Annotated in this window: 18 protein-coding genes and 2 pseudogenes; 11 read left to right on the top strand and 9 right to left on the bottom strand. The window is 69.2% G+C overall.

Annotated elements, in window-relative coordinates; all coding sequences use genetic code 11:
* Positions 1 to 99: 99 nt before the first annotated feature.
* A complete protein-coding gene (locus ACZ5WE_RS06780; RefSeq protein WP_467685070.1) occupies positions 100 to 1,044 on the bottom strand; it encodes an SGNH/GDSL hydrolase family protein in 945 nt (314 codons plus the stop codon).
* A 229-nt stretch (positions 1,045 to 1,273) separates the two neighbouring features.
* Here ACZ5WE_RS06780 and ACZ5WE_RS06785 point away from each other — a divergent pair, with 229 nt between their 5' ends.
* Positions 1,274 to 3,562 (top strand): glycoside hydrolase family 3 C-terminal domain-containing protein, encoded by a 2,289-nt coding sequence (locus ACZ5WE_RS06785; RefSeq protein ID WP_467685068.1) that lies wholly within the window; start codon positions 1,274 to 1,276, stop codon positions 3,560 to 3,562.
* Positions 3,563 to 3,867: 305 nt separating this feature from the next.
* Here the strand turns inward: ACZ5WE_RS06785 and ACZ5WE_RS06790 are convergent, their stop codons facing one another.
* On the bottom strand, positions 3,868 to 4,446 hold the full coding sequence (locus ACZ5WE_RS06790; protein ID WP_467685066.1) for a TetR/AcrR family transcriptional regulator: 579 nt from the start codon (positions 4,444 to 4,446) through the stop codon (positions 3,868 to 3,870).
* A gap of 10 nt (positions 4,447 to 4,456) precedes the next feature.
* Positions 4,457 to 5,728 carry a glycoside hydrolase family 1 protein gene (locus ACZ5WE_RS06795; RefSeq protein WP_467685064.1) on the bottom strand — a complete coding sequence of 424 codons (1,272 nt, stop codon included), beginning with the start codon at positions 5,726 to 5,728 and terminating at the stop codon, positions 4,457 to 4,459.
* 224 nt (positions 5,729 to 5,952) lie between these two features.
* On the opposite strand from ACZ5WE_RS06795, the gene ACZ5WE_RS06800 reads away from it, so the two are divergent.
* A complete protein-coding gene (locus ACZ5WE_RS06800) occupies positions 5,953 to 7,551 on the top strand; it encodes a family 20 glycosylhydrolase (RefSeq protein WP_467685062.1) in 1,599 nt (532 codons plus the stop codon).
* A 54-nt stretch (positions 7,552 to 7,605) separates the two neighbouring features.
* Here ACZ5WE_RS06800 and ACZ5WE_RS06805 read toward each other — a convergent pair whose 3' ends face one another.
* Positions 7,606 to 9,141: an ABC transporter substrate-binding protein gene (locus tag ACZ5WE_RS06805; RefSeq protein WP_467685060.1), complete on the bottom strand. Its 1,536-nt coding sequence runs from the start codon at positions 9,139 to 9,141 to the stop codon at positions 7,606 to 7,608.
* A gap of 262 nt (positions 9,142 to 9,403) precedes the next feature.
* Between ACZ5WE_RS06805 and ACZ5WE_RS06810 the strand changes: the two genes are divergently transcribed.
* Positions 9,404 to 10,951, top strand: coding sequence for a sulfatase-like hydrolase/transferase (locus ACZ5WE_RS06810; RefSeq protein ID WP_467685058.1), 1,548 nt, complete (start codon positions 9,404 to 9,406; stop codon positions 10,949 to 10,951).
* A gap of 1 nt (position 10,952) precedes the next feature.
* Here ACZ5WE_RS06810 and ACZ5WE_RS06815 read toward each other — a convergent pair.
* Positions 10,953 to 11,069: pseudogene (locus tag ACZ5WE_RS06815) on the bottom strand (DUF3291 domain-containing protein); the annotation flags it as partial.
* Between ACZ5WE_RS06815 and ACZ5WE_RS06820 the strand changes: the two are divergent.
* Positions 11,019 to 11,579 (top strand): TetR/AcrR family transcriptional regulator C-terminal domain-containing protein, encoded by a 561-nt coding sequence (locus tag ACZ5WE_RS06820; RefSeq protein WP_467685056.1) that lies wholly within the window; start codon positions 11,019 to 11,021, stop codon positions 11,577 to 11,579. The pseudogene ACZ5WE_RS06815 and the gene ACZ5WE_RS06820 overlap by 51 nt on opposite strands.
* A 234-nt stretch (positions 11,580 to 11,813) precedes the next feature.
* Here ACZ5WE_RS06820 and ACZ5WE_RS06825 read toward each other — a convergent pair whose 3' ends face one another.
* Positions 11,814 to 12,272: a MarR family winged helix-turn-helix transcriptional regulator gene (locus ACZ5WE_RS06825; RefSeq protein WP_467685054.1), complete on the bottom strand. Its 459-nt coding sequence runs from the start codon at positions 12,270 to 12,272 to the stop codon at positions 11,814 to 11,816.
* 63 nt (positions 12,273 to 12,335) lie between these two features.
* On the opposite strand from ACZ5WE_RS06825, the gene ACZ5WE_RS06830 reads away from it, so the two are divergent.
* Positions 12,336 to 12,704, top strand: a complete 369-nt coding sequence (locus tag ACZ5WE_RS06830) for a VOC family protein (protein ID WP_467685052.1) — start codon at positions 12,336 to 12,338, stop codon at positions 12,702 to 12,704.
* 415 nt (positions 12,705 to 13,119) lie between these two features.
* Here ACZ5WE_RS06830 and ACZ5WE_RS06835 read toward each other — a convergent pair whose 3' ends face one another.
* Together ACZ5WE_RS06835 and ACZ5WE_RS06840 are read right to left on the bottom strand one after the other, a co-directional pair.
* On the bottom strand, positions 13,120 to 15,537 hold the full coding sequence (locus ACZ5WE_RS06835) for an ABC transporter permease (RefSeq protein WP_467685050.1): 2,418 nt from the start codon (positions 15,535 to 15,537) through the stop codon (positions 13,120 to 13,122).
* Positions 15,534 to 16,226, bottom strand: coding sequence for an ABC transporter ATP-binding protein (locus ACZ5WE_RS06840; RefSeq protein WP_467685048.1), 693 nt, complete (start codon positions 16,224 to 16,226; stop codon positions 15,534 to 15,536). Before ACZ5WE_RS06840 ends, ACZ5WE_RS06835 begins: the two co-directional genes overlap by 4 nt.
* Positions 16,227 to 16,446: 220 nt before the next feature.
* Between ACZ5WE_RS06840 and ACZ5WE_RS06845 the strand changes: the two genes are divergently transcribed.
* From ACZ5WE_RS06845 to ACZ5WE_RS06865, 5 genes and pseudogenes are all read left to right on the top strand, one after another.
* Positions 16,447 to 17,742: a sensor histidine kinase gene (locus ACZ5WE_RS06845; protein ID WP_467685046.1), complete on the top strand. Its 1,296-nt coding sequence runs from the start codon at positions 16,447 to 16,449 to the stop codon at positions 17,740 to 17,742.
* Positions 17,739 to 18,440: a response regulator gene (locus ACZ5WE_RS06850; protein ID WP_467685044.1), complete on the top strand. Its 702-nt coding sequence runs from the start codon at positions 17,739 to 17,741 to the stop codon at positions 18,438 to 18,440. Before ACZ5WE_RS06845 ends, ACZ5WE_RS06850 begins: the two co-directional genes overlap by 4 nt.
* A gap of 71 nt (positions 18,441 to 18,511) precedes the next feature.
* Positions 18,512 to 18,681: pseudogene (locus ACZ5WE_RS06855) on the top strand (transposase family protein); the annotation flags it as partial.
* Between the two features lie 858 nt (positions 18,682 to 19,539).
* Positions 19,540 to 20,448, top strand: coding sequence for a zinc-binding dehydrogenase (locus tag ACZ5WE_RS06860; protein ID WP_467685043.1), 909 nt, complete (start codon positions 19,540 to 19,542; stop codon positions 20,446 to 20,448).
* Between the two features lie 72 nt (positions 20,449 to 20,520).
* On the top strand, positions 20,521 to 21,438 hold the full coding sequence (locus tag ACZ5WE_RS06865; RefSeq protein ID WP_467685042.1) for an AraC family transcriptional regulator: 918 nt from the start codon (positions 20,521 to 20,523) through the stop codon (positions 21,436 to 21,438).
* A gap of 547 nt (positions 21,439 to 21,985) precedes the next feature.
* On the opposite strand, the gene ACZ5WE_RS06870 is transcribed toward ACZ5WE_RS06865, so the two are convergent.
* A complete protein-coding gene (locus ACZ5WE_RS06870; protein WP_467685040.1) occupies positions 21,986 to 22,603 on the bottom strand; it encodes a TetR/AcrR family transcriptional regulator in 618 nt (205 codons plus the stop codon).
* An 84-nt stretch (positions 22,604 to 22,687) separates the two neighbouring features.
* Between ACZ5WE_RS06870 and ACZ5WE_RS06875 the strand changes: the two genes are divergently transcribed.
* Positions 22,688 to 23,419 carry an SDR family oxidoreductase gene (locus ACZ5WE_RS06875; protein ID WP_467685038.1) on the top strand — a complete coding sequence of 244 codons (732 nt, stop codon included), beginning with the start codon at positions 22,688 to 22,690 and terminating at the stop codon, positions 23,417 to 23,419.
* Positions 23,420 to 23,500: the final 81 nt, after the last annotated feature.

Raw genomic sequence — 23,500 nt, forward strand, 5'->3', positions numbered from 1 at the left:
GCCGGAAGAGTCGCGTGCGAGGACCGGCCGCCCGTGCAGAGGGCGGGCGTCCTCGGTGGCGGAGGGGCAGGAGGCCCGCCGTTGCCGGCGGACGGGCCGCTAGCGTCCGAGAGCGGTCAGCACCGCCTGCGCCACGCTTTCGTGCCCGGCCGTGTTGGGGTGGAACCCGGCAGCGCTGTCGGTTGCCTCGGGTTCGACCCAGCGTTCCTCGGCCGGTTTGCACGCGTCGTGTCCCACTGAGGGGCCGTAGGCGTCGATGTAGGTGGCGTCGTAGACGTTGGCCTGCTGGGCGAGCATCGAGTTGAGCTGTTTCGCCTTGTCCCTGAACCAGGGGAAGTCGCCCGTGGCGAAGGGGATCAGGTCGCGGCAGGCGCCGCCGTCGTCGGGCACGATCGCCGGGTAGCCGACGAGCAGAACCTCAGCCTGGGGGGATCGGGCGTGGATCTCGTTCAGCACGGCGTCGATCCGGGGCGCGATGGTGTTGATCCGGCGGCGGATCTCGTCCTGCCCCAGGAGGGTGTAACTGGCCTTGCAGGGCGCTCCGTCGGCATCGACCTTGCCGAGCAGGACGCATCGGGTGACGATGCCGCTCAGCCCGAGGTCGTTGCCGCCGATCCCGAGCGTGACGAGGCTGGTGTCGGGGCGCAGCGCGTCCAGCTGCGGCGGTGCGGATTCTTGCCGCTCGGTCAGGTGACGGGTCTCCGCGCCTGCGCAGGTGACGTCCGTGAAGGTGTCGGCGTTGACGGCCTGGGCCACCAGTGATGCGTAATTGTGGTTCGAGCGGCCGCAGTTGAGGTCGACCTCGTCGGGGATTCCCAGTCCGGAGCTGTAGGAGTCCCCCAGTGCGACGTAGTGGGCGCCCTGCTCGGCCTCCCCTGCAGCGCGGTCCTCTGTCCCGCCCGGTCGGGCGGCAGCAGGGTGGGCGAGCCCTACGGAGACCGCCGCCGCGACGGCCGCGGTCAGGGCGATTCGCAGGGCGGGCGACCGGCGACCGGCACGGAAGGGCGCCGGACGGAGCTGAGCAGGCGGGTCGTGCAGCGTCATGCCGTACCTCTTCTTCATGTATGGCCTGGGGGACGCGCGTCGCCCGGAGGCCGACACCCGACGCGAAAACCATAAAGTGTTTGGTTTCTGACCGTCAATGCATCACACCGGGTCTTCAACGGGCACACACGGAGACTGGAGAGGGGCTCCTTGACACCAAAAACCGATCACTCTACGTTTTTGGCTCTCCTGGCGCACGCCGCCGTGTCACCGAGCAGAGCGGGACAGAATGACCGATCAGCATGCTGCCGAAGGTGCCCTTTCACTCGCCCAGAAAGCGTCGCTGACCAGTGGTGACGGCGACTTCACCACGCAGGAGGCACCCGGCGTCCCGGCCGTGCGGATGTCCGACGGACCACACGGGCTCCGGCTGCCCAGGGAGCGGGGTGACGGAGGTCAGACGGACCTGCGCAGCGCCGCGCCGGCGACGTGTTTCCCGCCGGCGGTGGCGCTGGGCAGCAGCTGGGACCCCGCGCTCGCCGAGCGCGTCGCATCCGCCATCGCCGCCGAGGCACGGGCGTTCGGCATCCATGTCGTGCTCGGCCCGGGAATCAACATCAAGCGGTCGCCGCTGTGCGGCCGGAACTTCGAGTACTTCTCCGAAGACCCGTTGCTGTCCGCCGAGTTGGGAGGCGCGATGGTGCGCGGCCTGCAGCAGTCGGGCGTGGGTGCGGCCTTGAAGCACTACGCGGCGAACAACCAGGAGACCGACCGTATGCGGGTCACTGCCGACATCGACGAGCGGCCGCTGCGCGAGATCTACTTGCGCGCCTTCGAACGCGTCGTGCGGCGCGAGCGCCCCTGGTCGGTCATGGCGTCGTACAACGCCGTGAACGGTGTGCCCCTGTGCGAGAACGAGCGGCTCCTGACCACCGTCCTGCGCGACGAGTGGGGCTTCGACGGGGTGGTGATGTCCGACTGGGGCGCCGTCCGCGACCGGGTCGCCGCCTTGCGCGCCGGGCTCGACCTGCAGATGCCCGGCGCCGACGGGCGCCCCGACCACGAGGTCCGTGCCGGTGTCGAAGAGGGCGCCTTGGACACGGCGTGTCTTGACGAAGCGGTGCGACGACTGGAGCTGTTCGCCCGGCGAGCCACCGCGGCCGACGCGAACCCGTCGGTGCCCGCCGACGCCGAGCTCCTCGATGCTCATCACGCACTGGCCCGCGAGGCGGCCGAGCGTTCCATCGTGTTGCTCAAGAACGAGGGCGAACTGCTGCCCCTGGACCCCTCCGTCGGCAGCATCGCCGTCATCGGCGAGCTCGCTCGCACACCACGGTTCCAGGGAGCAGGCAGCTCTCAGGTCTCCCCCACCCGTGTGGACACCCCACTGGAGGAACTGCAGGGCCTCGCCCGCGGAGCCACCGTCGAGTTCACACCCGGCTACCTCCTTCCGGACTCGTCGGCACCCGAGGTGCCGGACGAGGAACTGACGCGCCAGGCACTCCAACTCGCCGCGCACAGCGACACAGTGGTGCTCTTCCTGGGGCTCGCCGCCCAGGACGAGTCCGAAGGCTTCGACCGCGACCACATCGACCTGCCACCCCAGCAGACCGCCCTCCTGAAACAGCTCACCGCCGCCCACCCGCGGGTCGTCGTCGTCCTGTCCAACGGGGGTGTGGTGCGCACCGCCCCCTGGCACGAGCAGGTCCCCGCCCTGATCGAGGGGTGGCTGCTGGGCCAGGCAGCGGGGAGCGCGCTGGCCCGGGTGCTGTTCGGCGAGGCCGCCCCCAGCGGCCGACTCGCTGAAACGCTTCCGGTCCGGCTCGAGGACTCGCCCTCCCATCTGTCGTTCCCCGGCGAGGAAGGTCACGTCCGCTATGGCGAGGGGGTGTTCGTCGGCTACCGGGGACATGACGCGCGCCGCAGCGACGTCGCCTTCCCCTTCGGACACGGCCTGGCCTACACCACGTTCGCCTACGACGACCTCTGCGTGGTCCGGAGCAAGGAAGGGACCGCACTGGAGGTCACGGTGAGCGTCACCAACTCCGGCCGCCGGGCCGGGCGGGAAGTCGTCCAGGTCTACGTGGGCGGCCCGACCGGCTCCGCCGTCTCCCGGCCGCCACGGGAGCTGCGCGGCTTCGCCGATGTCGAGCTGGCCCCGGGCGAGCGGCGGACGGTCGCCGTGACCGTGGAGCGTGCGGATCTGGCGTACTACAGCGAGCGCGAGGGCGGCTGGCGCGTCGAGAACGGTACCTACCGCGTCGATGTGGGAGCTTCGTCGCGGGACATCCGGCGGTCGATGCCCGTCGACATCGAGGGTGACCCGTCGCGCCTGCGGCTCAACGGCCGCAACACGTTGGCCGAGTGGTTCGCCCATCCGATCGGGGGGCCGCTGCTTCAGGAGGCGTTCGCCCGCCGGAGCGGCCCGGACACGGGCGGCGCCTTGACCGATCCCGCGCTGCGGCGGTTCCTGGCAGGTGTTCCGCTGGACGTGATCTCCGAGTTTCCGCAGAGCCCCGTCTCCCCCGACGACGTGCCGAAGCTGGCCGCGCAGGCTCAGGAGGCGCAGGCAGACTGACACCGCGCGGGACCGGCCGGGGGACTGAGATGACGGACCTCGAGGCCGCGGTGGAGGGATTCACCGCGGCCCGGGTGCAACGGCCTGCGCGCGACCTGGCTCATGCCCCCAGCGCCCAGCGCACCCGGGAGCGGCTCCGTCGGCAGTCCATCGTGCCCCAGCGCTCCTCCACCGGCGAACCGGCCACCCTCACCACGCCGTTCGGCACCGTGCCCAGGGGATACCGGCCGGAGGTGACAAGACAGCGCGCCGGCCAGGTGCTGTGGAGCAGGCAACAAGCCACTCCACAGCACCTTTCGCGTACGTCAGGCAGGTGGGTCGGGAGTCAGCAGCGACACGAGATCGTCGATCGGCTGCTGCATGTCGACCGAGTGGTCCGTCAGCCACTGCAGCTGAATGCCGTCGATCGCCGCGATGGCGAGGGCCGCCAGCCGTGCCGGCGGAACGCTCGACCGCAGCGCACCCTCATCCATCCTCTTCCGCAGGTGTTCCGCCAGCTGCTCACGCATGGACGGGTAGCGGTCCGCGAAGTACGCATGCGCCGGATGCTTCGGATCGCTGCCCGCGGCTGCCATGGAGACGAACAGTTCCACCAGCCCCGGGGTGTTGGCCGCCTCCTGGATGACCGCCTGGTACCGGTCGGGCTGCGGGCGGTGCTCGTGGCGCAGACGGGCGGATTCGTCCCGCATACGCAAGACCTGCGTGAGCAGGTCCTCCTTGGATTCGAAGTAGTGCATCAGACCGGGAAGGCTGAGACTGCACTTGGCCGCGACCTTGCGCAGAGAGGTACCGCGGTACCCCTCGGCTGCGAAGATCTCCAGAGCGGCCTGAAGGATCTCCTTGCGTTTGGCCTCGCCCTTTTCGTAGGGACCCCGTTTCGCCATACGGGCCACCCTAACGTTCGGCGCGCACGGCGTCGTGCGCGTCCGGACCCGGAATCCGGCCACTGCGGGACAGCGAGCCCAGCCACCGTGCCGACGGTTTGGGGGTGCGGGCGAAGGTGACAGGGTCGACCTCGATGAGGCCGAACGTAGGCCGGTAGGTGCCCCATTCGTAGTTGTCCAGCGCGCTCCAGTGGAAGTAGCCCCGCACGTCCGCGCCCCGCTCCATCTCACCGGCCAGACTCGCCAGCGCCTGCCGGGTGTAGGCAATACGCTCCGCGTCGTCCGCGGTGGCGATGCCGTTCTCCGTGACGAACAGCGGCATCCGCGGCCCCACCGTCTTGACCGTGTGGGCGATCGCCTGGCCCAGCGCATCGGGGTAGACCTCCCAGCCGGTCAGCGTCGTCCGCGCGCCGTCCGGGACGGGCAGCGGGCCCCCTTCGCCGATCAGGTGGCGGGTATACGCCTGCACGCCGAGCCAGTCGTCACCCCGCGACGCCTCCAGGAAGACGTCCTCGCGCGGCCTGGCGTACGCCGCCGCGACCTCCTGCGCACCCGGCTCGGCCTGGTACACCTGGTTGGCGATCGTCCACCCGGCCCGAAGCCCCGCCTGCCGAAGGATCGACACCGCTTCACTGTGCGCCTCGATCAGCGCCGCGGTGACCGCCTCGTCCGGCTCCACCGTCGCCGGATCGAACGCCGCTCCCCCGGCCTCGCGTCCCTCGGTCCGTGCCGGCCAGCCGTGCTCCGCGGCGAGCCGGCGCAGCGAGTGCATCAGCGCCACCATGTTCGGCTCGTTGATGGTCGCTACGTGGCTCACGCCCGTGCCCACGACATCGAGCACCGTCCGCGTGTACGACGCGAACAGTTCTGGCGCATCCGAAGCAAGCCAGCCACCGCGCTCACTGAACCAGCGCGGCGAGGTGAAGTGATGCAGCGTCACCAACGGAGTCAGACCGCGATCGACCGCGCCCCGCACCATCGCCCGGTAGTGCTCCAGCGCCGCACGCGAGATACGGCCCGGCTCGGGCTCGATCCGCGCCCATTCGATGCTGAACCGGTAGGCGTTGAAACCGAGTTCACGGAGCAGGTCCATGTCCTGCGGCCAGCGGTGGAAACTGTCCGCCGCGTCCCCGCTCGGCTCCGCCACGATCGACTGCGGGCGGTGCTCCCACGCCCACCAGTCGCTGGCCACGTTGTTGCCCTCGACCTGGTGGGCGGAGGTCGCTGCCCCCATCAAAAAGCCTTCGGGCAGGGCCAGTTCGAGCCCTGACGCGGTCGTCATGCGCATTGCTCCTCTCGCGACGGGGCACCTGTTGACCCCCCACCGCAAAAACGTTCATTGATCGGTTTTCGTGTTAGCGTACATGTGTCGCCGGTCCAGGCGAAAGAGGCAACCGTGGGGGGCGCCGCAGCCTGGACCGGCCCACGCACCAGGGGCGCCCCGCCGCCGCACCTGACGATCCGGCCGCGGGGCCCCTGGACCCGGACCGGCCGGCGGAGGACTCCATGAACGCAGTCATCCCCGCTCCCGCACTGCTTACCAAGACACCTGACGGGTCGCTTCCCGCCATCGGTCCCTGGCACGTCCGGGCCGACCCGCAGCTGCTGACCACGGCCGCCACGGTGCGGGATCTGCTGGCCCCGCACCTCGGCCACCGGCTGCTGCCCCCGGGCGACCCGGGGGACGGCCTCGTCCTGCACCTGACCCATGACAACGCGCCACCCCGTCCGCGGCGCACCCGCGGCGTCTGCCCCACCGGCGAGGCGGCGCCTTTGGACGAGTCGTACGGGCTCACCGTGGACAGGGCGGGGATCACGTGCCGTGCCCACACAGCCGCCGGGGTCTTCCGGGCCGCGATGAGCGCAGCCCAGCTCCTGCTCACCACCGCCCCCGAGGGGGCGCTATGCCACCAAGTGGTGTGCGATGCCCCGCACTTCGCCTGGCGCGGTCTGATGCTCGATCCGGCCCGCACCTTCCTCTCCGGTGACGAGATACGCCGTCTCATCGATGTCGCCGCCCTGTACAAGCTCAACGTCCTGCACCTGCACCTGACGGACAACGAGGGCTGGCGTCTGGAGATCCCGTCCCTGCCGGCACTGACGCGATCGGCCGAGGGGGCAGTCCGTACCCACTACACCGCCGCCGAGTACGAAGCGCTGCAGGAGTACGCAGCCCAGCGGCACATCACCCTCGTACCGGAGATCGACCTGCCGGGCCACTGCGCCGCCCTGCGCCAGGCACTGCCCGATCTGCCGGTAGCGCCCGCCCCCGATGGTCTTCCGGCGAAGGTGTCCTTCACTCCACCGCTGGACCTGACCGAACCTCGCACCCACACAGCCGTCTCGGCCGTGCTCGCGGACGTCTGTGCGCTCACCCGCGGCCCGTATGTCCACATCGGCGGGGACGAGGTGCTGGGTCTGACCGCGGAGGGGTTCGCCTCTTCGGTGCGTCAAGCCCGCGCTCTGGTGGGCAAGTTCGGCAAGGTGCCGCTCGCCTGGCAGGATGCGTCACGGGCGGGGGTCGAAGCCGGGGACATCCTCCAGCACTGGGTGGACACGCAGATGATGGAGCTCCCGGAGACTGCCGAGGACCTTGCCGCCCGCCCGCGCTTGCAAGCCGCGGGATTCACCCTGGATTTCGCACACGCGCTGAAGCGGTTCTTCGCTCCTTCCGACTACGACGTGGCCCGCATCGTGGCCGCCGGAGGGCGCGTCCTGCTGTCTCCGCAGTCGCACCTCTATCTCGACCGGCCCTACTCCGGCGACGTCACCCCGCCCGACTGCCCCTCCGACGAGGCCGCCCTCGGCTTCCCGTCCTACCGCCCGCAGAGCATCCGGCACGCGGCCGGGTGGGATCCGTCGAGCCACCCCGTCCCCGAGGAACAGATCGCGGGGGTGGAAGCCACGCTGTTCGCCGAGCGGCTGCGCGGCATCGACGACGTGACCGCGTTGCTGCTGCCGCGTCTGCCCGGCGTGGCCGAGGCGGCCTGGACCGGCAAGGCTCCCGACTGGGCGGAGTACCGCCACCGTCTCGGCCTGCACGCCGGCTGGTGGCGCGAGAGGAACCTTCGGCACTTCCCGGCCACCGACGTGCCCTGGCAGTGACCTGAACGGCACAGAGCCCCGGCTCGGACGAGCCGGGGCTCTGTCACGTCGGCGTCAGGACGCCGGCGTGTAGCTGTAGATCGAGGGAACCCCCATGCCGGACTGCGGCACCACCTTGACGTCACTGCCCGACACCAACTGGAACGCCGTCCGGTAGAAGGGCGCGAACCAACCCTCCTCGACGAGGTGCCGGTTGAGGTCCCGGGCCGCGGCGGCCGACTGCGCCTCCGTACCCGCCCGCACCTGCGCCAGCAGCTTCTTCACCGTGGGGTCACTCGAACCGAACATGTTGAACGCACCGGGGGTCACCAGGTCCTGAGCCGTCACCCAGTCGATCGAGGACTGACCGATGTTCATCACCATGGCCGAGTAGGCCCGATCCCGGGAAATCTTCTGGACCGCGGTGTTGCCGTCCAACTGATCCCACACCACGTTGATGCCCACGGCCTTGAGGTCGGTGGCGATCGAGGAAGCCAACGCGTCGCTGACAATCGCCGACACCCGCGGGAGCTTGAGGGTGAAGCCCTTGGCGTAACCCGCCTGAGCCAGCAGCTTCTTCGCTTTCGCCGCGTCGTGCGTGTAGTACGTGTCCAGGCTCTTGTCGTACGCCTTGGTCTGCGGGCCGAAGACTTGGTCCGTGGCCACCCCCCGCCCCTGGCGGATCTTGTCGAGCATGGTCTTTCGGTCCAGGGCGTAGTTGATGGCCTGCCGCACCTTGGCCTCGCGCAGCGCAGGGGTCCGCACGCCGCCGCGGTCGAACAGCAACAGGCCCTGGAAGTCGAAGCTGTAGTTGGTCTTCTTCAGGCGGGTGTCGGAGGCGATCGCCTCTTGCTGGTTGGCCTCCTGTACGGTCGCGCTGTCGATCTGCCCGGTCTTCAGTCCGTTGACGATGGCGGTCTCGTTGTCGAAGACACTGATGGTCAGCGTCTTGTAGGGGAGTTCGTCCCCCCAGTAGTCCGCCTTGCGCTCGAAGACATACTTGTTTCCGGCCGCGGTCCTGCTCCTGTCGAGCGTGTACGGGCCGGTGCCCACGGGGGCCGTCTTGAGGGAGTCGCCCTTGAACTTGGACGGGCTGGCCATGAGCCCTGCCGCATCGCTGAGGTAGAACAGCAGCGCCGGGTCCGGTGAGCCCAGGTGCAGGGTGATGTGCGTGGCGTCGGTCACCTCGACACTCTTGAGCGATGCGAGGTACTTCGCCGCCCCGCCGCCTCCATCCTTGAAGCGCTCCAGATTCTTCTTGACCGCGGGGGCGTCGAAGACGGCGCCGTCGCTGAACTTCACTCCCTTGCGCAGGGTCAGGGACAACGCGGTCCGGTCCTTGTCATAGGTCCACTTGGTGGCGAGCATCGGCCGGAAGGTGCCGTCCGGATCCCGCTTGATCAGGGTGTCGTACACCGCCTGGAAGTAGGGCAGCGCGCCGCCGATCGCCTGGGAGGGATCCAGACTCTGCGCGCTCGTCATCGTGGCGATGTCGAGCTTGTCCGCGCCGGCTCCTTGTGAACCGCTGCCTCCGCCGCAGCCGGAGAGGAGCAGAGCCGCTGCGGTGGCACCGGCCACCGCAACCCCGAACCGGGTGGCATACGTCTTCATGATCTCTCCGTCTGGAGGGCCGGAACTCAGCGGACCGGCAACAGGTGGGGGCCCACCGCACACGGCAATGCCCGAACAGTGGCACCCCTCGACACCCAAAACCGTAATGTGATCGGTTTCCAGCCGTCAATGCCCTGCTCCAAACGGGTTCCCGTCTCCGGCGACCGACCGTTGACGCGCAAAAGCGTTCATCGTACGGTTTTCACGTGTGGCCGGTCCCACTCGCTTTCACGCCCGCCACCGGAACAAGCTGAGGAGCGCCATGACCGCACGACGGCCCAACTTCCTGTTCTTCATCCCCGACCAGCTGCGGGCCGACTCCTTGGGCGCGTTCGGCAACCCTCACGTACGCACACCCCACCTGGATGCCCTGGCCGCGCGCGGCACCCGCTTCGACAACGCCTACGTGCAACACCCCGTCTGCTCCCCCAGCCGGGCCTCGTTCCTCACCGGCTGGTACCCGCACACCAACGGCCATCGCACGCTGACGCACCTGCTCCAGCCTTGGGAGCCAAACGTGCTGCGCAGCCTGAAGGAGTCGGGATATCACGTCGCATGGCCCGGCATGCGCGGCGACACCTTCGCCCCCGGCGCCACCGAACTGAGCGTCGACGAGTACGGCTACGGCGTCACCCCGAGCACATTCCCCACCCCCTCGCCGCGCGACGCGTGGCCCGGCGGCGACACCTGGGCCCGCCTCTACTACCGGGGGCGCCTTCCCTCCGATGAGCAGCGCGTCGACGCCGATGAAGCCACGATCCGTACCGCCGAGCGCTGGCTGGCCGACGCGCCCGCCGATCGCCCCTGGGCCCTTTTCGTACCGCTGATCGCCCCCCACTGCCCCTTCGAGGTCGAAGAGCCGTGGTTCTCCATGTACGACCGGGACGCCCTGCCCCTGCCGGTTCCGGCCGCCGGCGACGGCTCACGTGAACCCGCCTTCATGCAGGCCATTCGCGAGCGATTCGGCATCGAGGACACCGGCGACGACATGTGGCGCGAGATCACCGCCACCTACTACGGCATGATCTCCCGCATGGACGACCAACTCGGCCGTCTCACCGATGCGTTGCGCAACAGCGGAGCCGACGACAACACCGTCACCTTCTTCTTCGCCGACCACGGTGAATACCTGGGCGACTACGGCCTGATCGAAAAGTGGCCCTCCGCCATGCACCCGTGCATCACCCGCGATCCGCTTGTCATCTCCGGTGGCGGCCTCCCCGCCGGACAGCGCACCGCAGCCATGGTGGAACTCATCGACCTCGTGCCCACCGTGCTGGAACTGGCCCAGGTCCGGTCGCCCCACCGTCACTTCGGCAAGAGCCTTCTGCCGCTGCTGCGCGACCCGAGCACCACGCACCGGCAGTTCGCGTTCACCGAAGGCGGCTTCTCCACCGCCGAGGAACCCCAACTCGAGTCGGCCGGTTTCCCCTATGACCTCAAGGCCGCGCTGCAGCACGAGCAGCCGGAACTCGTGGGCCGCACCATTGCCGTACGCGACCAGGAGTGGGCCTACGTCTGGCGGCTCTACGAACAGCCCGAGCTCTACCACCGCAGCAGTGACCCCCACGAGCGCATCAATCTCGCCGGCCGGACCGAACACGCCGACGTCGAATCCCGGATGGAGCGGGCGATCCTGCACTGGCTCGCCGACACCGCCGACGTCATCCCCGCCCAGGAAGACCCCCGGTACCCCAGCGTCGACCTTCCCGTCCCGGCAGGACAGCCCGGCCCGGACGGCGCCCCCGATCGCGCATCGGACCAACTGGCCCGAGCCCTGGCCCGCTGGAAGGACACCCGATCCGTCTGACTCACCGCGCCAGAGTTCCGTCAGGCGCGAACGAATGGCTGAAGGTGAAGGCGTGCGGAGCGGGGCCATGGTCATAGAGGTGCTGCAGCCTGGAAACCCCGTCCTGCCAGGTGGGAATCCCCCTGACCGAGGGCGTGAACCTGGTCCGGCGTCTTGGGCGTACGGACGTGGAGGCGTGCGGCGTCAGCAGCTCTTCGCGCGTTCACTCAGCCTGAAGAAACCCGCCTCGACCGCCACTGGCCAGGTGAAGGTAGCTGCCTTGCGAGGCCGTGTCGAAGTTGCGGAAAGTCTTCGGTCGTACTGCCGGGATCTGCGCGCGCACTACCGGCGCCATCCCGGCATGGCCACTCTCGCGTTGAGCGAAAACATCGCGATGGCCCGCCACCCGGCGATGCTCCGCAACATGGACGCCCTGATCGGGCTCTTCGAGGACGTGGGGCTGTCGCTGCGGGACGCCTGTCGCGCGTGCATGGAGACGATCCGGCTCGTGGTGGGCTTCGTGGAACTGCAGGACAGGCTGTACGACCGGCCAGCCGCGCACCTGGAACCGGGTGACGTGGGGCAACTGCCGCCGCCGTGGCTGCGCTCCGAAGCAGAGGCGGAACTGCCCCCGGAACTGCCCACCTGAAGCAGCTCGGCGCCATGGAACCCGACACTCTCGACACGCTCTTCGCGTTCTCCCTGGACCTCTTCGTCGCGGGAATCGCCCGGCGCGGGAATCGCTGAACAGTGCTCTGACCGGTCAACTCCCACCACCGCGGCAAGCCACCTGAGCGGCCGGCACCTGCCGCCGACTGCGGTGACGTAAGCGCGGGTCCTTCATTTCTGTCCGAGTCCGGCGAGACGTACGCCGAGGAACGGCTTATGCGCCGTCGCCGCCATCGCGCAGGGAACGAATCATGCTCTGCAGGATCCGGAACGCGCCCGACTGCTCGGTCTCGGTCATGCCGCCCAGCATCCTGACCTCGACGGACCGGACCGCCACGGTCGCCTTCTCCAGGCTCCGTCGGCCGCGCGGCGTGAGCCGCGCCGGAAGAACCTTCCCGACGGCTGCTTCCGCGGGCCTGGTCACGTAGCCCTCGCGCTCCAGCGTCTGGAGCAGCACGTTCATCGACTGCCGCGTCACAAACGCGCCACGCGCGAGCTCGGAGTTCGACAAGCCCGGTCGTTGAGCCAGCAGTTCGAGGCAGGAGTAGTGCGTCACGCTCATCCCGAGGGGTCGCAGCACCTCCTCCATGGCGGCGCGCAGGGCGCTCGAAGCCTCTTTCAGCAGGTAGCCCAGTGATTTGTCCAGGTCGACGCCGGCACCGTTTTGACTCATGTCAGCATTCTGACATACCTTGGCCCGTGTCAGTAATCTGACACGAAGAGAAGGAGCATCATCATGCCCGTCACCGGCCCCGACTTCATCTCGCTCCAGGCGTGCGACCTCCACGCTTCGCAGGCGTTCTACGAGCAGTACCTCGGCCTCGTCCGCTCGCAGGCCGGACCTCCGCACGCCGTCGTCTTCGAGACGAAGCCGATCGCGTTCGCACTGCGCGACGTCATCCCCGGCACGGATCTCGCATCCGTCGCCCAGCCCGGCATCGGCGCCGCGATCTGGCTGCACGCCACCGATGTCCAGGCCATCCACGATGCTCTCGCCGCCGACGGTCACACCATCGTCTCCGCGCCGATCGACGGCCCCTTCGGCCGGACCTTCACCTTCGCCGACCCCGACGGGTACCACGTCACTCTCCACGACCGCTCCTGACAAGCCGAACGCCGCCGACGCCCCCTGACCCCGGGTTAGAAGCCGAGGTCGTCATATGCCGGAGCGCTACCGAGTCGCTCCGTCCCGTGCCGTGAGCATCGCAGGGCGGAGCGAGGAACGGATCGCGGACGGTTCGTTCACTTGCAGAGAGGTACCGCGCCGTTGGCCTTCACGTAGCGAGCGGTGACCCACCCCTGGGGCGTCTGGACGCGGTACACGTGCGGTTGCCGGCGACGGACTGACCTGCCTTGCGGCAGATCAGGTCGATGGTCTGTCCGCTCCGACAAGCCGTTCCTCCACGTCACTGACCATGCGGCATGACGCCGCGTGAGGGTCAAGCACTGCGCTCCCCGTACTGTGCCTGGCGCCCCTGCTATGGCGACCAGCTGCTTCGTGCTGCCGAGCGGTCATGGCGCTACTCGGTGCGTAGTGCGGTGGCCGTACGGGCCCTGGCCGCCCAGCCCGCCGGGACCAGCGCACCCAGCACGGCGAGCACCACCGCGCCAAGTCCCAGCAGGAGCAGCCGAGCCGGCCCGTACACATCGAGCACTGACGACGGCATGGTGGTGCCCACAGCGCGTGCCATGACCGGCATGACGAGGCCGTGCAGCACGTACCCCACCGGTACGCCCAGCAGCCCGCCGATCACACCGATCGCGGCCACCGAGGCGAGCACGAGGCTCACGGTCTGCCGCGGTGTCATGCCGATCGCCTTGCAGACGCCAAGGTCGTGGACGCGCTCCCGGGTGTCGAGGACGACGGAGTTGAGGACGCCGAGGCCGGCTACGGCGACCAGCATGAGGGTGAGCAGCCCGGCCATCGCCTGCATGATGAGGATGACCCCCTTCTGCTCCGCCGGGGGGATGGTCGTGGCGTCGCCGCCCAGCGGCCGCACCACCGACGCGAGCTTCTGGGCGTAGTCGTCCACCGAGACCCCGGCTTGCACCTTGACGAGGAACGTACTGGGCTCGGCCGACGGGAAATCGGCCATGTCCGCGTGGATCTCCAGCTGGTCGCCCGACGTGTCGAAGGACTCGCCCACGATCTTCAGGTCGGCGCTCTCCTTCTCGTAGGTCACCCGCACGGTGTCGCCGACCTTGGTGCTGGTCCGCTCCAGGAAGCGGGTGGGTACCACGACCTGCCCCTTACCAGCGAGCCAGTGCCCGGCGAGCATCTCGTAGCTGCCGTCGTGTGAATCGCCTTCGTAGAGGCTGGCCTGAACCGAACCGGAAGCGCCGGCCACGACGACCTCGGTCTGGAGCTTGCCGTAGTACGAGTCCAGGCCGGCCTGGGACTTGATGGCGGAACGCACCTTCGCCGGGTCGGCGACCTTGGCCTTGCTCGGGTCCGGCATGCTGCGGGCCACGGGAGACCGGCTCGCCTCAGCGCCCACGTCGGGAGGCGGCGGCGGGGGTGCGATGTCGTTCAGTCTGACCGTCGTCACGGTGACCGAGGCACGGCTCTCCGGGTCCTGTGACGTGCTGATCGCGCCCAGGGACGAAGTCAGCCCCACCGCGAAGGTCACGGCGATCGTGCCGAACGCCACCGCGAGCAGCATCGCAAGGGCGCGGACCGGATGCGTGAAGGGGGTCGCGAGACCGTAGGTCACCGGTCGCGGCAGCGGCAGCCGCCCCAGCACCCGGTGCGCCCGCTGCCCGCGCCCCGTGAGCGGCGCCCGGCCGACCGCGATGGCCTCGACCGTGTGCAGCCTTCCGGCCCGCCGTGCGGGAATCAGCGCCGCGAGCCCCACGACGAGCAGGGCTGCGGCCGGTACTGCCACATCCACCCACCAGGCGACCGAAAGCGAGACGGTGCCGTACACCGACTCCGTGTCCGCCAGCATCGGCACGGCCAGGAGGTTGCCCAGCAGGACCCCCAGGATGATGCCGGCGACGGCCGGGACCATCGCCTGGGCCACGTAGGCGCGCACGACCTCGCGCGGAGTGAAGCCGATGGCCTTGAGGATGCCGATCCTGCGCAGACCGGTGCCGACCGCACCGCTGATCACGCTGCTGACGATGATCACCGACATCACGATGCCGAGCACACCGAAAGCCATCACGAACGGGACGGTCGCTGACGCACCCTGATCCGCGGCGCGCTTGGTGTCCAGCCAGGACTGCGTACCCAGCAGTGCTCCGGAGCCCGTGGCGGAGTCGAGCTTCATCCGGACGGCGAGGATCTGCTGCTTCGTGGCCGCGGAGTCGAAGCGGTAGAGCATCTGATGCGTGACGGGGTGGCCCTGCGACGCCACCGCTTCGACCTGCGCCGGGGTGGCCCAGGCGTCGGCGCTCTTGCTGGTGGACAGGGCGAAGCCGACGACCTTGAGGGCTGGGGCGTTCGAGGTGCCCGACGTCCTGAGGGTGGAGCCGATCTCGGTGCCTGGCCCCTCGAACGACGTGCTGAGCACGATCTCGCCCGGCTTCTGCACCCAGCGGCCGGACTTGAGCTCCACCCGGTCCACGGCACCGTCCGCGCCGGAACGCCCGACCAGGGTCAGCGTCGGAAGCCGGAATCCTGTCTGATCCACCGGGCGGAACGCCGTGGAGGTGTACGGTCCCGCACTCGCGGTGACGCCGTCCAGATTTCCGGTCGCCGCCAGTTTCGCCCTGCTCACCTCGGCAGGATCGAACTGTGCGGTGATGTGCGCGCCCCGCTGCTTCGTGAAGGCATGGTCGAAGGGTGCGGCCGCGGCGACCATCAGCGACCCGGCAACCACGGCCGAAGCCACGGCCATCATCGTGGCGATGGCGATCACCACGGTCTGCACCCGTCGTCGGCTCACCCCGGAGCGCACGACCCGGCTCAGTGCGCTGGCGTTGAACAGGCTCATCGGACGGCCTGCGCGTACGTATCGCGGGCGAGGTGACCGTCGACCAGGTGGATCGTGCGGCTCGCGACGGTCTCGGCCAGTGATAGGTCATGCGTCACCAGCACGATGGTCTGGCCGCCGCGGTGCAGATCCATCAGCAGGTTGCGGACGTCGTGGCCCGAGGCGGTGTCGAGCGCACCGGTGGGTTCGTCGGCGAGCAGCAGCTCGGGCCGGTTGATCAACGCCCTGGCGACGCCGACTCGCTGGCGTTCACCTCCGGACAGTCGGCCCGGGTAGGCGCGGGCGTGCTTCTGGATGCCCAGCATCTCCATGAGTTCGCCCGCGCGGGACGTGGCTTCGCGTCGGCTGGTCCCGGTCAGCTGGGCCGGGAGCTGGATGTTGTCGGTGACGTTGAGGTCGTCGAGGAGGTTGAAGAACTGAAAGGCCATGCCGATGTGCGCGCGACGGAACTTGGCGAGGGCGTGCTCGCTCAGCTGGTCGATCCGCCGCCCGGCCACGATCACAGCACCGTCCGTCGGCTTGTCCAGGCCGGCGACGAGGTTCAGCAGTGTGGACTTGCCACTGCCGGAAGGACCTGTCACGGCGAGGGCCTCGCCCCTGGCGACGCTGAGTGTGAGCGGTCCGAGCGCGGGCGCGTCGGCGCTGTCGTAGCGCTTCAACACGCGCTCCAGTTCGATCACTTGATGCATACGAGAGGCCCGTCCTTACGGTCGCGAGAGGCGCATGCCGTCGCCGGCCCTGTGAACCTAGGCGCCGCTACCGGCGGGGCGCGTCGGCCGTGGAACCAATATCGACCCGTTCTCTCGGACGAACCGGCCGCAGACTCCTACCTGAGGACGAGGACCCAAGGACGGTGCCCTGGTCAGTCAGGCGGACGTGGGCCGGTGCAGAAGCCAGCACAATGTGCGGATGGATACGGAAGACTGGCGCGCAAGGCAGCGACAGCTCCTCGACGCCCTGTGCCCCGAGGCGAAAGCTGCCCGCCTGTCCAGACGAGCGGTACGCGCCGATGTGGCGCTGGCGATCGTCCTGACCCTCGCCGCTCTGTACGTCGCGATGCGCTACCCCGGCGACGGGCCGGTGACCATCAACCCACCCAAGATCGACGTCGGCACCGGGATCCCGGCCCCGCCGCCCCCCGGCCCTGATCAGGCACCCGTGGAGGAAGACCTTCCCCCTGTGCCCTGGGCCCTGGTCCTCGTGTCGACGCTGCCGCTCGTACTCCGGCGCCGCTACCCGCTGGCCGTCTTCGCAACAGTGCTGGGCGCGAGCCTGGCCATCGGCGGCTCCGCCTCCTGGATCACCGTCCTTTCCTGCGTCGTCGCCGCGTACAGCGCCGTCGTGCACAGCCGCTACCGGATCATGGCGATCGCCGGCCTGGTGACCGCCGCCGTACTGTCCGGTTTCGCCTTCCGCCACGCGGATCCTGTGGTCCCAGGATGGTCCAGCCCGGGTTTCGTGCTGCTGGTGGCCGGGATGCTGGCCAGCTTCGTCCGTTTCCTGCAACTACGCCTTGCGTCCAGCAGGGACCGAGTCACCGAACTGCAAGAGGCTCAGGAGCAGGCCACGCGGCGGGCCGTTGAGGAGGAGCGTGCCCGCATCGCCGCCGAACTGCATGACGTCGTCACGCACAATGTGAGCGTGATGGTGATCCAGGCGGGCGCGGCACGCAAAGTGATGGACGTGATGCCGGAGCAATCCAAGGAAGCTTTGCTGGCCGTCGAGGCAGGCGGCCGGGCTGCTATGGCAGAACTGCGCCATGTGATGGGCCTGTTGGCAGCCACGGACCAGGAGAAGCCCGACGGCCTGGAGCCTCAGCCCGGGCTGGCGCAGCTCGACGCGCTGGTCGCGCGAGTCCGCGCTGCCGGGACGCCCCTGAGTGTCGAGCTGTCGCTGCCGTCGCAACCACTGCCACCAGGCGTGGACCTCGCGGCGTACCGCGTCGTGCAGGAAGCGCTGACCAACACCATCAAACACGCACGCGGCGCGGAGGCGACCCTCTCCATCGGCCACACCGACACCGATCTGCAGATCGAGGTCACGGACACCGGCGGTGCGAAGGGCTCCCCTCCGGTGGAGAGCAACGGCCGTGGCCACCTGGGACTGCGTGAGCGACTAGCCGTCTATGAAGGCGAGCTGACGGCCGGGCCGACACCCGCCGGCGGCTACCGGGTCACGGCCCGTATCCCGCGGAGCGCGGCATGACGGCGGACAGGTCGCCGCTGCGCGTGGTCATCGCGGACGACCAGGCCCTCGTGCGCACCGGCTTCAAGATGATTCTGGCCGCGGACGGCATCGAGGTGAACGCTGAGGCGGCTGACGGGGCCAAGGCTGTCGCGGCGGTCCGTCGCACACGGCCTGACGTCGTCCTCATGGACATCCGGATGCCGGAGATGGACGGTATCGAGGCCACCCGGCGCATCCTCGGCAGTGACGATCTGCAGGAGACCCGGGTCATCATCCTCACCACATACGACCTCGATCACTACGTCTACGCCGCACTCACGGCCGGCGCCAGCGGCTTCCTGCTCAAGGACGTCTCCCCGGAACACCTGGTAGCCGCCCTACACCTGGTGCAGTCCGGCGATGCCCTCCTCGCACCCACGATCACCCGCCGACTGATAGAACGCTTCGCCAAGCACGACGAACCACAGACCATCGCCCCGCACCGTGACCTGGCCACCCTGACCCCGCGTGAACTCGAGGTACTGCGCCTGCTCGCGACGGGCCTCAGCAACGCCGAACTCGCCTCCCGGCTCCATCTCAGTCCGACCACGATCAAGAGCCACGTCGGCCGCATCCTGTCCAAGCTGGACCTGCGCGACCGTGTCCAGGCCGTCGTCTTCGCCTACGAGACGGGACTGATCGCCCCGGGAGGGGGCGCCCCGAACGTGGACGGGTGATCATGTACGAAGCCGGATGACCAGGACTCCCGACCTGACTGTGCTGATCGTCCCCTTGCCAGTGGAATGCGATCGATCTGTCCACCGCACATCTGCGCCACCTGAGCCGCGAACTCGTCTCCCGGCGACGAGAGATCGGTAGCCGGCGGCAGCGCGCCTGACTGCAGGACAGCAGGCCCTGCTCGCTCTCGCCCACCTACGAAGCAGTGATACCAACGACCAGCTTGCGGCCAGGTTCGGATAAGGATCGCGACCGGTTCGTGGCCAGTTGGCCGTCGGGTGGACAGTCGACGTGAGCTTTGGCCGCGGCTCTGAGATCTCACAGATGACAAGGGAGACAGTCGTCCTTTGACGGCGAAGTCAGTCGTGTGCAGCCACCTGACCCGGGTCGACTGGGTCGGATGTCGACGAGTCTGCTCGTGCTGACACCGCCAACGAATCTCCGCCACCCCGCGAGGGTGTTCAGCTGCTGATTGGCCTCGACGTCGTCCTCCCGCAATTCGCTGTGCCGGGCCGTCGGTTCGGAGATGGTCACGGGCGCCTCCAGGGGCCGGCCGGCGGGTGGAGCAGGCACAGCGGGATTACCTCTGCCAACGAGGCGTCCGTGTCCTCATCCATCGGTTCGCTGTCGGCCGGCGGATCGGGGATCTCGCGGCCTGGCGCGGTCGCCCGGGTGCGGGCGGCAATCCGGCGATCCCGCCGGAACCGTTTGGCCGGGGGCCTTCTCGTCCAGGGGGCCGTCGTGGGTGCTTTTGAGCAGGGCGGCTGCCGCATCCGCGATCTGTGCCACGCTCCCGTTCTTCGGGACCTGTTGACGGGCGTGTCCCAGGCGCCATTTCGCCGAACGGGACGCCGACGCGGTGCAGGTGTCTCCAGAACACGGTGATCCACCGGGCGTCATCCACCGGACGGATGCGGGGCTCGACGCGCAGCGAGTCGCACTGACACAGATCGTCAACTCAACGATTCTCACGGGTCTGGTCGCTGTCCCGGTCCTGCGAAAGGGTTCCAAGAAGACGGCAGTGCGGCATTTGCGCACTCGATCTGCTGCAGCGCCGAGTGTTCAGGCGCACCTACGAGAGAAGGAAACACACCCCTTATGCGCGCCCTTGTGGTCGATCACAGTGAGGCCGGACCCATCCGGTTCGCCGATGTCGATGAGCCCGTACCGTCCACCGGTGAGGCGCTGGTGGAAATACGGCACATCGGTCTCAACTTCGGAGAGCTGAACTACGTGCACCAGTGGCCAGCCGGCGCTGTGCACGGTCACGATGCGGCCGGCGTCGTGGTGCGCGCCGCATCCGACGGCTCGGGGCCGCCCGAAGGTACGCGCGTCGCAGTGGGCATGGTTCCGCACGCGTGGGCGGAGCGGATGGCAGTCAGCCCCGCTTCGCTCGGCACCGTCCCCGAGGGCGTGGATCTGGCCGACGCCGCCGCGCTGGGGATCGCCGGAGTCACCGCACTCCGGGTGCTGCGCAAGCGTTCCCTGCTGGCGCGCAACGTTCTGATCACCGGCGCCAGCGGGGGCGTGGGGCATTTCGCCGTCCAACTGGCGGCGCTGGCGGGCGCTCGGGTGACGGCACTCGTCGGTTCGCCGGAGCGGGCGGCCGGACTCCGTGAACTCGGGGCCGACAAGATCCTGACCGACCTGGCCGAGACCGGGGACCGGTTCGACCTCGTCCTGGACACGGTCGGCGGGCCGCTGGTGGCCCAGGCGTGGAGTTCCCTCGCCGAGGGCGGCACCCTCCACCTGGTCGGTTACTCCTCGGGGCAGGAAACCACGTTCCCGTCAGGGGCTTTGTTCGGCTTCGGTGAGCCCCGCAGCATCGCCACCTACGGCAATATGACGCCGACCGCCGGGGAGCTGACGGACCTGCTGGGCCTCATAGCCGCCGGGAGGCTCTCGGCGCCGGTCGGACTACGAGGCGACTGGCAGGGCGTGGACGACGCCGTCCAGGCGCTGTTCGCGCGAAAGGTGCACGGAAAGGTCGTTCTTGACGTGGCCTGACGCTGTGGACGAGGACACATGTGCCGTCGGCCGTCGGCGGGCGGTGCGCGGCGGTGGACGAGAATGGAACCCATGGATGTGCTGGCGGAGGTCTTGCGTGTTTCGGGTGCTCGTGGGGCGCTCGGGGTCATGCTGAAGGCCGGAGGAACTTGGGGCCTGTGGCTGGACTCCTCTCCAGGAGCGGCACTGCACGTAGTGTCCCGCGGCACCATGTGGCTCCACGTCCCGGGCGAGAAACCTCTTCCGGTACAGGCCGGAGACGCCGTCCTGGTGTCGCCGGGCACCGCACACGGGATAGCCGGCGGCGCCGGCGTGACGATGGGTTCCTGCGACCGTGAGGCGGCGGCCCGGGCTTTCGGCGATGGACGGGCCATGCGGCTGGGCTCGGCGCCGGCGCAGACGGAAGTGATCGTCCTGCACTACGAGCAGGACCCGGAGGTGCGCACCCCGGTGCTTACCTCCCTCGCGCGACCGATGCACGTCACAGCACAGGAGAACGCGCAGCTCAGAAGGACCGTCGAACTTCTCGCTGCTGAACTCGCACAGCCGCAGCTCGGCACCACCGCCGCCATCAACAGCATCGTCGACCTTCTGCTCGTCCAGTTCGTACGCGCCTGGCTGGCCCGCCACCCGCAGGAGCAGTCCGGCTCATGGCTGGGAGCGATGCGGGATCCGGTCGTGCGCGACGCGCTGGCATGCGTCCACGCCCAACCGGGACACCCCTGGACCACGGAGACCCTGGCCGCCGCGACGAGCGTCTCCCGGGCGACGCTGTCCAGGCGTTTCCGGTCCGCCCTCGGACAGACGCCGGGCGCGTACGTGACGCAGTGGCGTCTCGACCTGGCGTCTGTCCGACTCCGCGATACCGACGAGCCCGTCGAGTCGATCTCCGGCGCGGTCGGATACGGCTCTCCGCACGCTTTCAGCCGTGCCTTCAGACGTGCCCGAGGCACGGCCCCGGGCGAGTACCGTTCTCGACTTCGCAAGTGATCCGGCCTCGGGACTGATGGGCTCGCATGTCGAGGTGTGGCGACTACGGGAATCGCACGGCGAGTTGGGTCGTCTACTTCCAGGACGTGGGCGGGTGGGCGGGCTGCGAGCGGACGGCATCGTAGGGCCCCAGACCTGACCTGGTCTTCCCTACGAGCGGTCCGGCGAAGATGGCCGACTACCCCGGCAGGTAGGGCAACTACGCTGCCTGCCGACGCGGACGGCTCTCTGCCAGTACCTGCGCCTCGACTCGGCACCACAGCCACATCGCTGACGACACCGGACGCCCTGGGGTCTGGGGCGATGGCCAGCAGCACGCGGGCATGGTTTCTCAGGCAGGACGACCAGGGCCTCGTAGCAAGCCGAAGTAGCAAGCCGAAGTAGCAAGCAGCGAACAGCGGTCGGGGCGGCATTCATCGCGCCGAGCGACTTCAGGCGCCCGACCGCCAGGTTCCGCAGCGGCGCCGATTTGCCCGCCTGCCTGGAACGCGGCGAACCGTCAGAAGGCGCTCGGCGAATGGTGGTCACCGCAGCTTCCGGCCGGTACTCACGTCGCGTTGCCGCGCAGCAGCGCCGTGGCCGCTTGCGTGGCGCGGGTGGCGACATCCTCGGGGGAAAGGCGGGAGCGGGTCAGGAAGTCCTCCGCGTCCAGGGTGATGTAGCCGTGGGCCAGGCAGAAGAGCTGTTCGAGCAGGAGCAGCGCCCGAGAAGGATCGGTGTGGCCCGCCCGCCGTGCGAGGTCGAGCAGCAGCGTCATCAGGCCGCGGCCGGCCCCGGCCAGGTCGGCGTCGCGCAGCGGCCTCAGCTCCCGGGCGAAGATCACGTCAAGGCCGGCGCCGCGGTCGGACACATGGCGCACGTATGCCCCCGCGGTGGCCGCGAGCCGGTTGATCGGGTCGGGGCCGGCCGTCTGCGCGGCGGTCTCCATGGCGCGGGTGAGCTCGTCGGCGGCCTGTGCCGCGACGACGGCGAGCAGCGCCTCCCGGTTGCGGAAGTGGCGGTACGGGGCGGCGGTGCTCACCTTGAGCCTGCGGGCGAGTTCGGCGACGGAGAAGCCGGCCATCCCCTTCTCGGAGAGCAGCGCGAAGCTCTCGGCGATCAGCGCCGAGCGGAGCTGTCCCCGGGCGGGACGCTCAATGCCCGCCCCGACTGCGGCCTCGACCACTCGACCCACCTGCCTTGACCAGAAGTAAGAGACCTCTTACTTTAGAAGTGATAGCCCTCTTACTTCTAGTGCTGGAGGCCGCACGTGACAGGGATCGACGGCAAAGTGATAGCCATCACAGGCGCGGGCAGCGGGATCGGCGAGGCGAGCGCACTGCTGCTGGCCTCGCGCGGTGCGAAGCTCGTCCTCGGAGCGCGTCGCAGCGACCGGCTGGAAGCGCTCGCCGCCCGCATCGAGGCCAAGGGCGGCACCGTCGCCTGGACGGCGACGGACGTGCGTCGCCGCGGCGACCTCGCGGACCTGGTGGCGTGCGCCCGCGAGCGCTACGGCGCGCTCGACGTCCTCGTCAACAACGCCGGGGTCGGCCCCATCTCCCCGTTCGACGAGCTACGCGTCGAGGACTGGGACCAGATGATCGACGTCAACTTCCGCGGCGTGCTGTACGGGATCGCCGCAGCACTCCCCGTCTTCCGCGAGCAACGCAAGGGGCAGTTCGTCAACGTCGTCTCGACCGCCGGGCTGCGCATCGTGCCGAACCAGGCTGTCTACGCGGCGACGAAGAACGCAGTCCGCACCCTTACGGAGGGACTGCGCCAGGAAGCCGGGCCCGACCTGCGGATCACCATGGTCTCGCCCGGCTACGTCGGGACGGAGTTCGCCGACTCGATCACCAGCCCCACCGTCAAGTCGCAGGCCCCGACGGTCGACTTCTCCCTCGCCCCCGACGACATCGCCCGCGCTATCGCCTTCGCGATCGAGCAGCCCTCGAACGTCGACGTCGGCGACATCGTCGTCCGCCCCACGGCCCAGGGCTGACGCCTCACGGAGTTCCTGGGACAACCCGCCGCTCCGCATCGCCGTCGAGGCGGGACAGGATGCGGTCAAGGGTGGCGTGCG

It is taken from the genome of Streptomyces sp. NPDC033180, from assembly GCF_055577645.1.

Bases quoted from the DNA above. Each gene is read 5' to 3' on its own strand.
- ACZ5WE_RS06840 (WP_467685048.1), bottom strand. From the start codon at position 16,226: ATGCATCAAGTGATCGAACTGGAGCGCGTGTTGAAGCGCTACGACAGC.
- ACZ5WE_RS06865 (WP_467685042.1), top strand. From the start codon at position 20,521: ATGGATGTGCTGGCGGAGGTCTTGCGTGTTTCGGGTGCTCGTGGGGCG.
- ACZ5WE_RS06790 (WP_467685066.1), bottom strand. From the start codon at position 4,446: ATGGCGAAACGGGGTCCCTACGAAAAGGGCGAGGCCAAACGCAAGGAG.
- ACZ5WE_RS06830 (WP_467685052.1), top strand. From the start codon at position 12,336: ATGCCCGTCACCGGCCCCGACTTCATCTCGCTCCAGGCGTGCGACCTC.
- ACZ5WE_RS06795 (WP_467685064.1), bottom strand. From the start codon at position 5,728: ATGACGACCGCGTCAGGGCTCGAACTGGCCCTGCCCGAAGGCTTTTTG.
- ACZ5WE_RS06845 (WP_467685046.1), top strand. From the start codon at position 16,447: ATGGATACGGAAGACTGGCGCGCAAGGCAGCGACAGCTCCTCGACGCC.
- ACZ5WE_RS06860 (WP_467685043.1), top strand. From the start codon at position 19,540: ATGCGCGCCCTTGTGGTCGATCACAGTGAGGCCGGACCCATCCGGTTC.
- ACZ5WE_RS06850 (WP_467685044.1), top strand. From the start codon at position 17,739: ATGACGGCGGACAGGTCGCCGCTGCGCGTGGTCATCGCGGACGACCAG.
- ACZ5WE_RS06825 (WP_467685054.1), bottom strand. From the start codon at position 12,272: ATGAGTCAAAACGGTGCCGGCGTCGACCTGGACAAATCACTGGGCTAC.
- ACZ5WE_RS06785 (WP_467685068.1), top strand. From the start codon at position 1,274: ATGACCGATCAGCATGCTGCCGAAGGTGCCCTTTCACTCGCCCAGAAA.
- ACZ5WE_RS06835 (WP_467685050.1), bottom strand. From the start codon at position 15,537: ATGAGCCTGTTCAACGCCAGCGCACTGAGCCGGGTCGTGCGCTCCGGG.
- ACZ5WE_RS06780 (WP_467685070.1), bottom strand. From the start codon at position 1,044: ATGACGCTGCACGACCCGCCTGCTCAGCTCCGTCCGGCGCCCTTCCGT.
- ACZ5WE_RS06800 (WP_467685062.1), top strand. From the start codon at position 5,953: ATGAACGCAGTCATCCCCGCTCCCGCACTGCTTACCAAGACACCTGAC.
- ACZ5WE_RS06810 (WP_467685058.1), top strand. From the start codon at position 9,404: ATGACCGCACGACGGCCCAACTTCCTGTTCTTCATCCCCGACCAGCTG.
- ACZ5WE_RS06820 (WP_467685056.1), top strand. From the start codon at position 11,019: ATGGTCATAGAGGTGCTGCAGCCTGGAAACCCCGTCCTGCCAGGTGGG.
- ACZ5WE_RS06805 (WP_467685060.1), bottom strand. From the start codon at position 9,141: ATGAAGACGTATGCCACCCGGTTCGGGGTTGCGGTGGCCGGTGCCACC.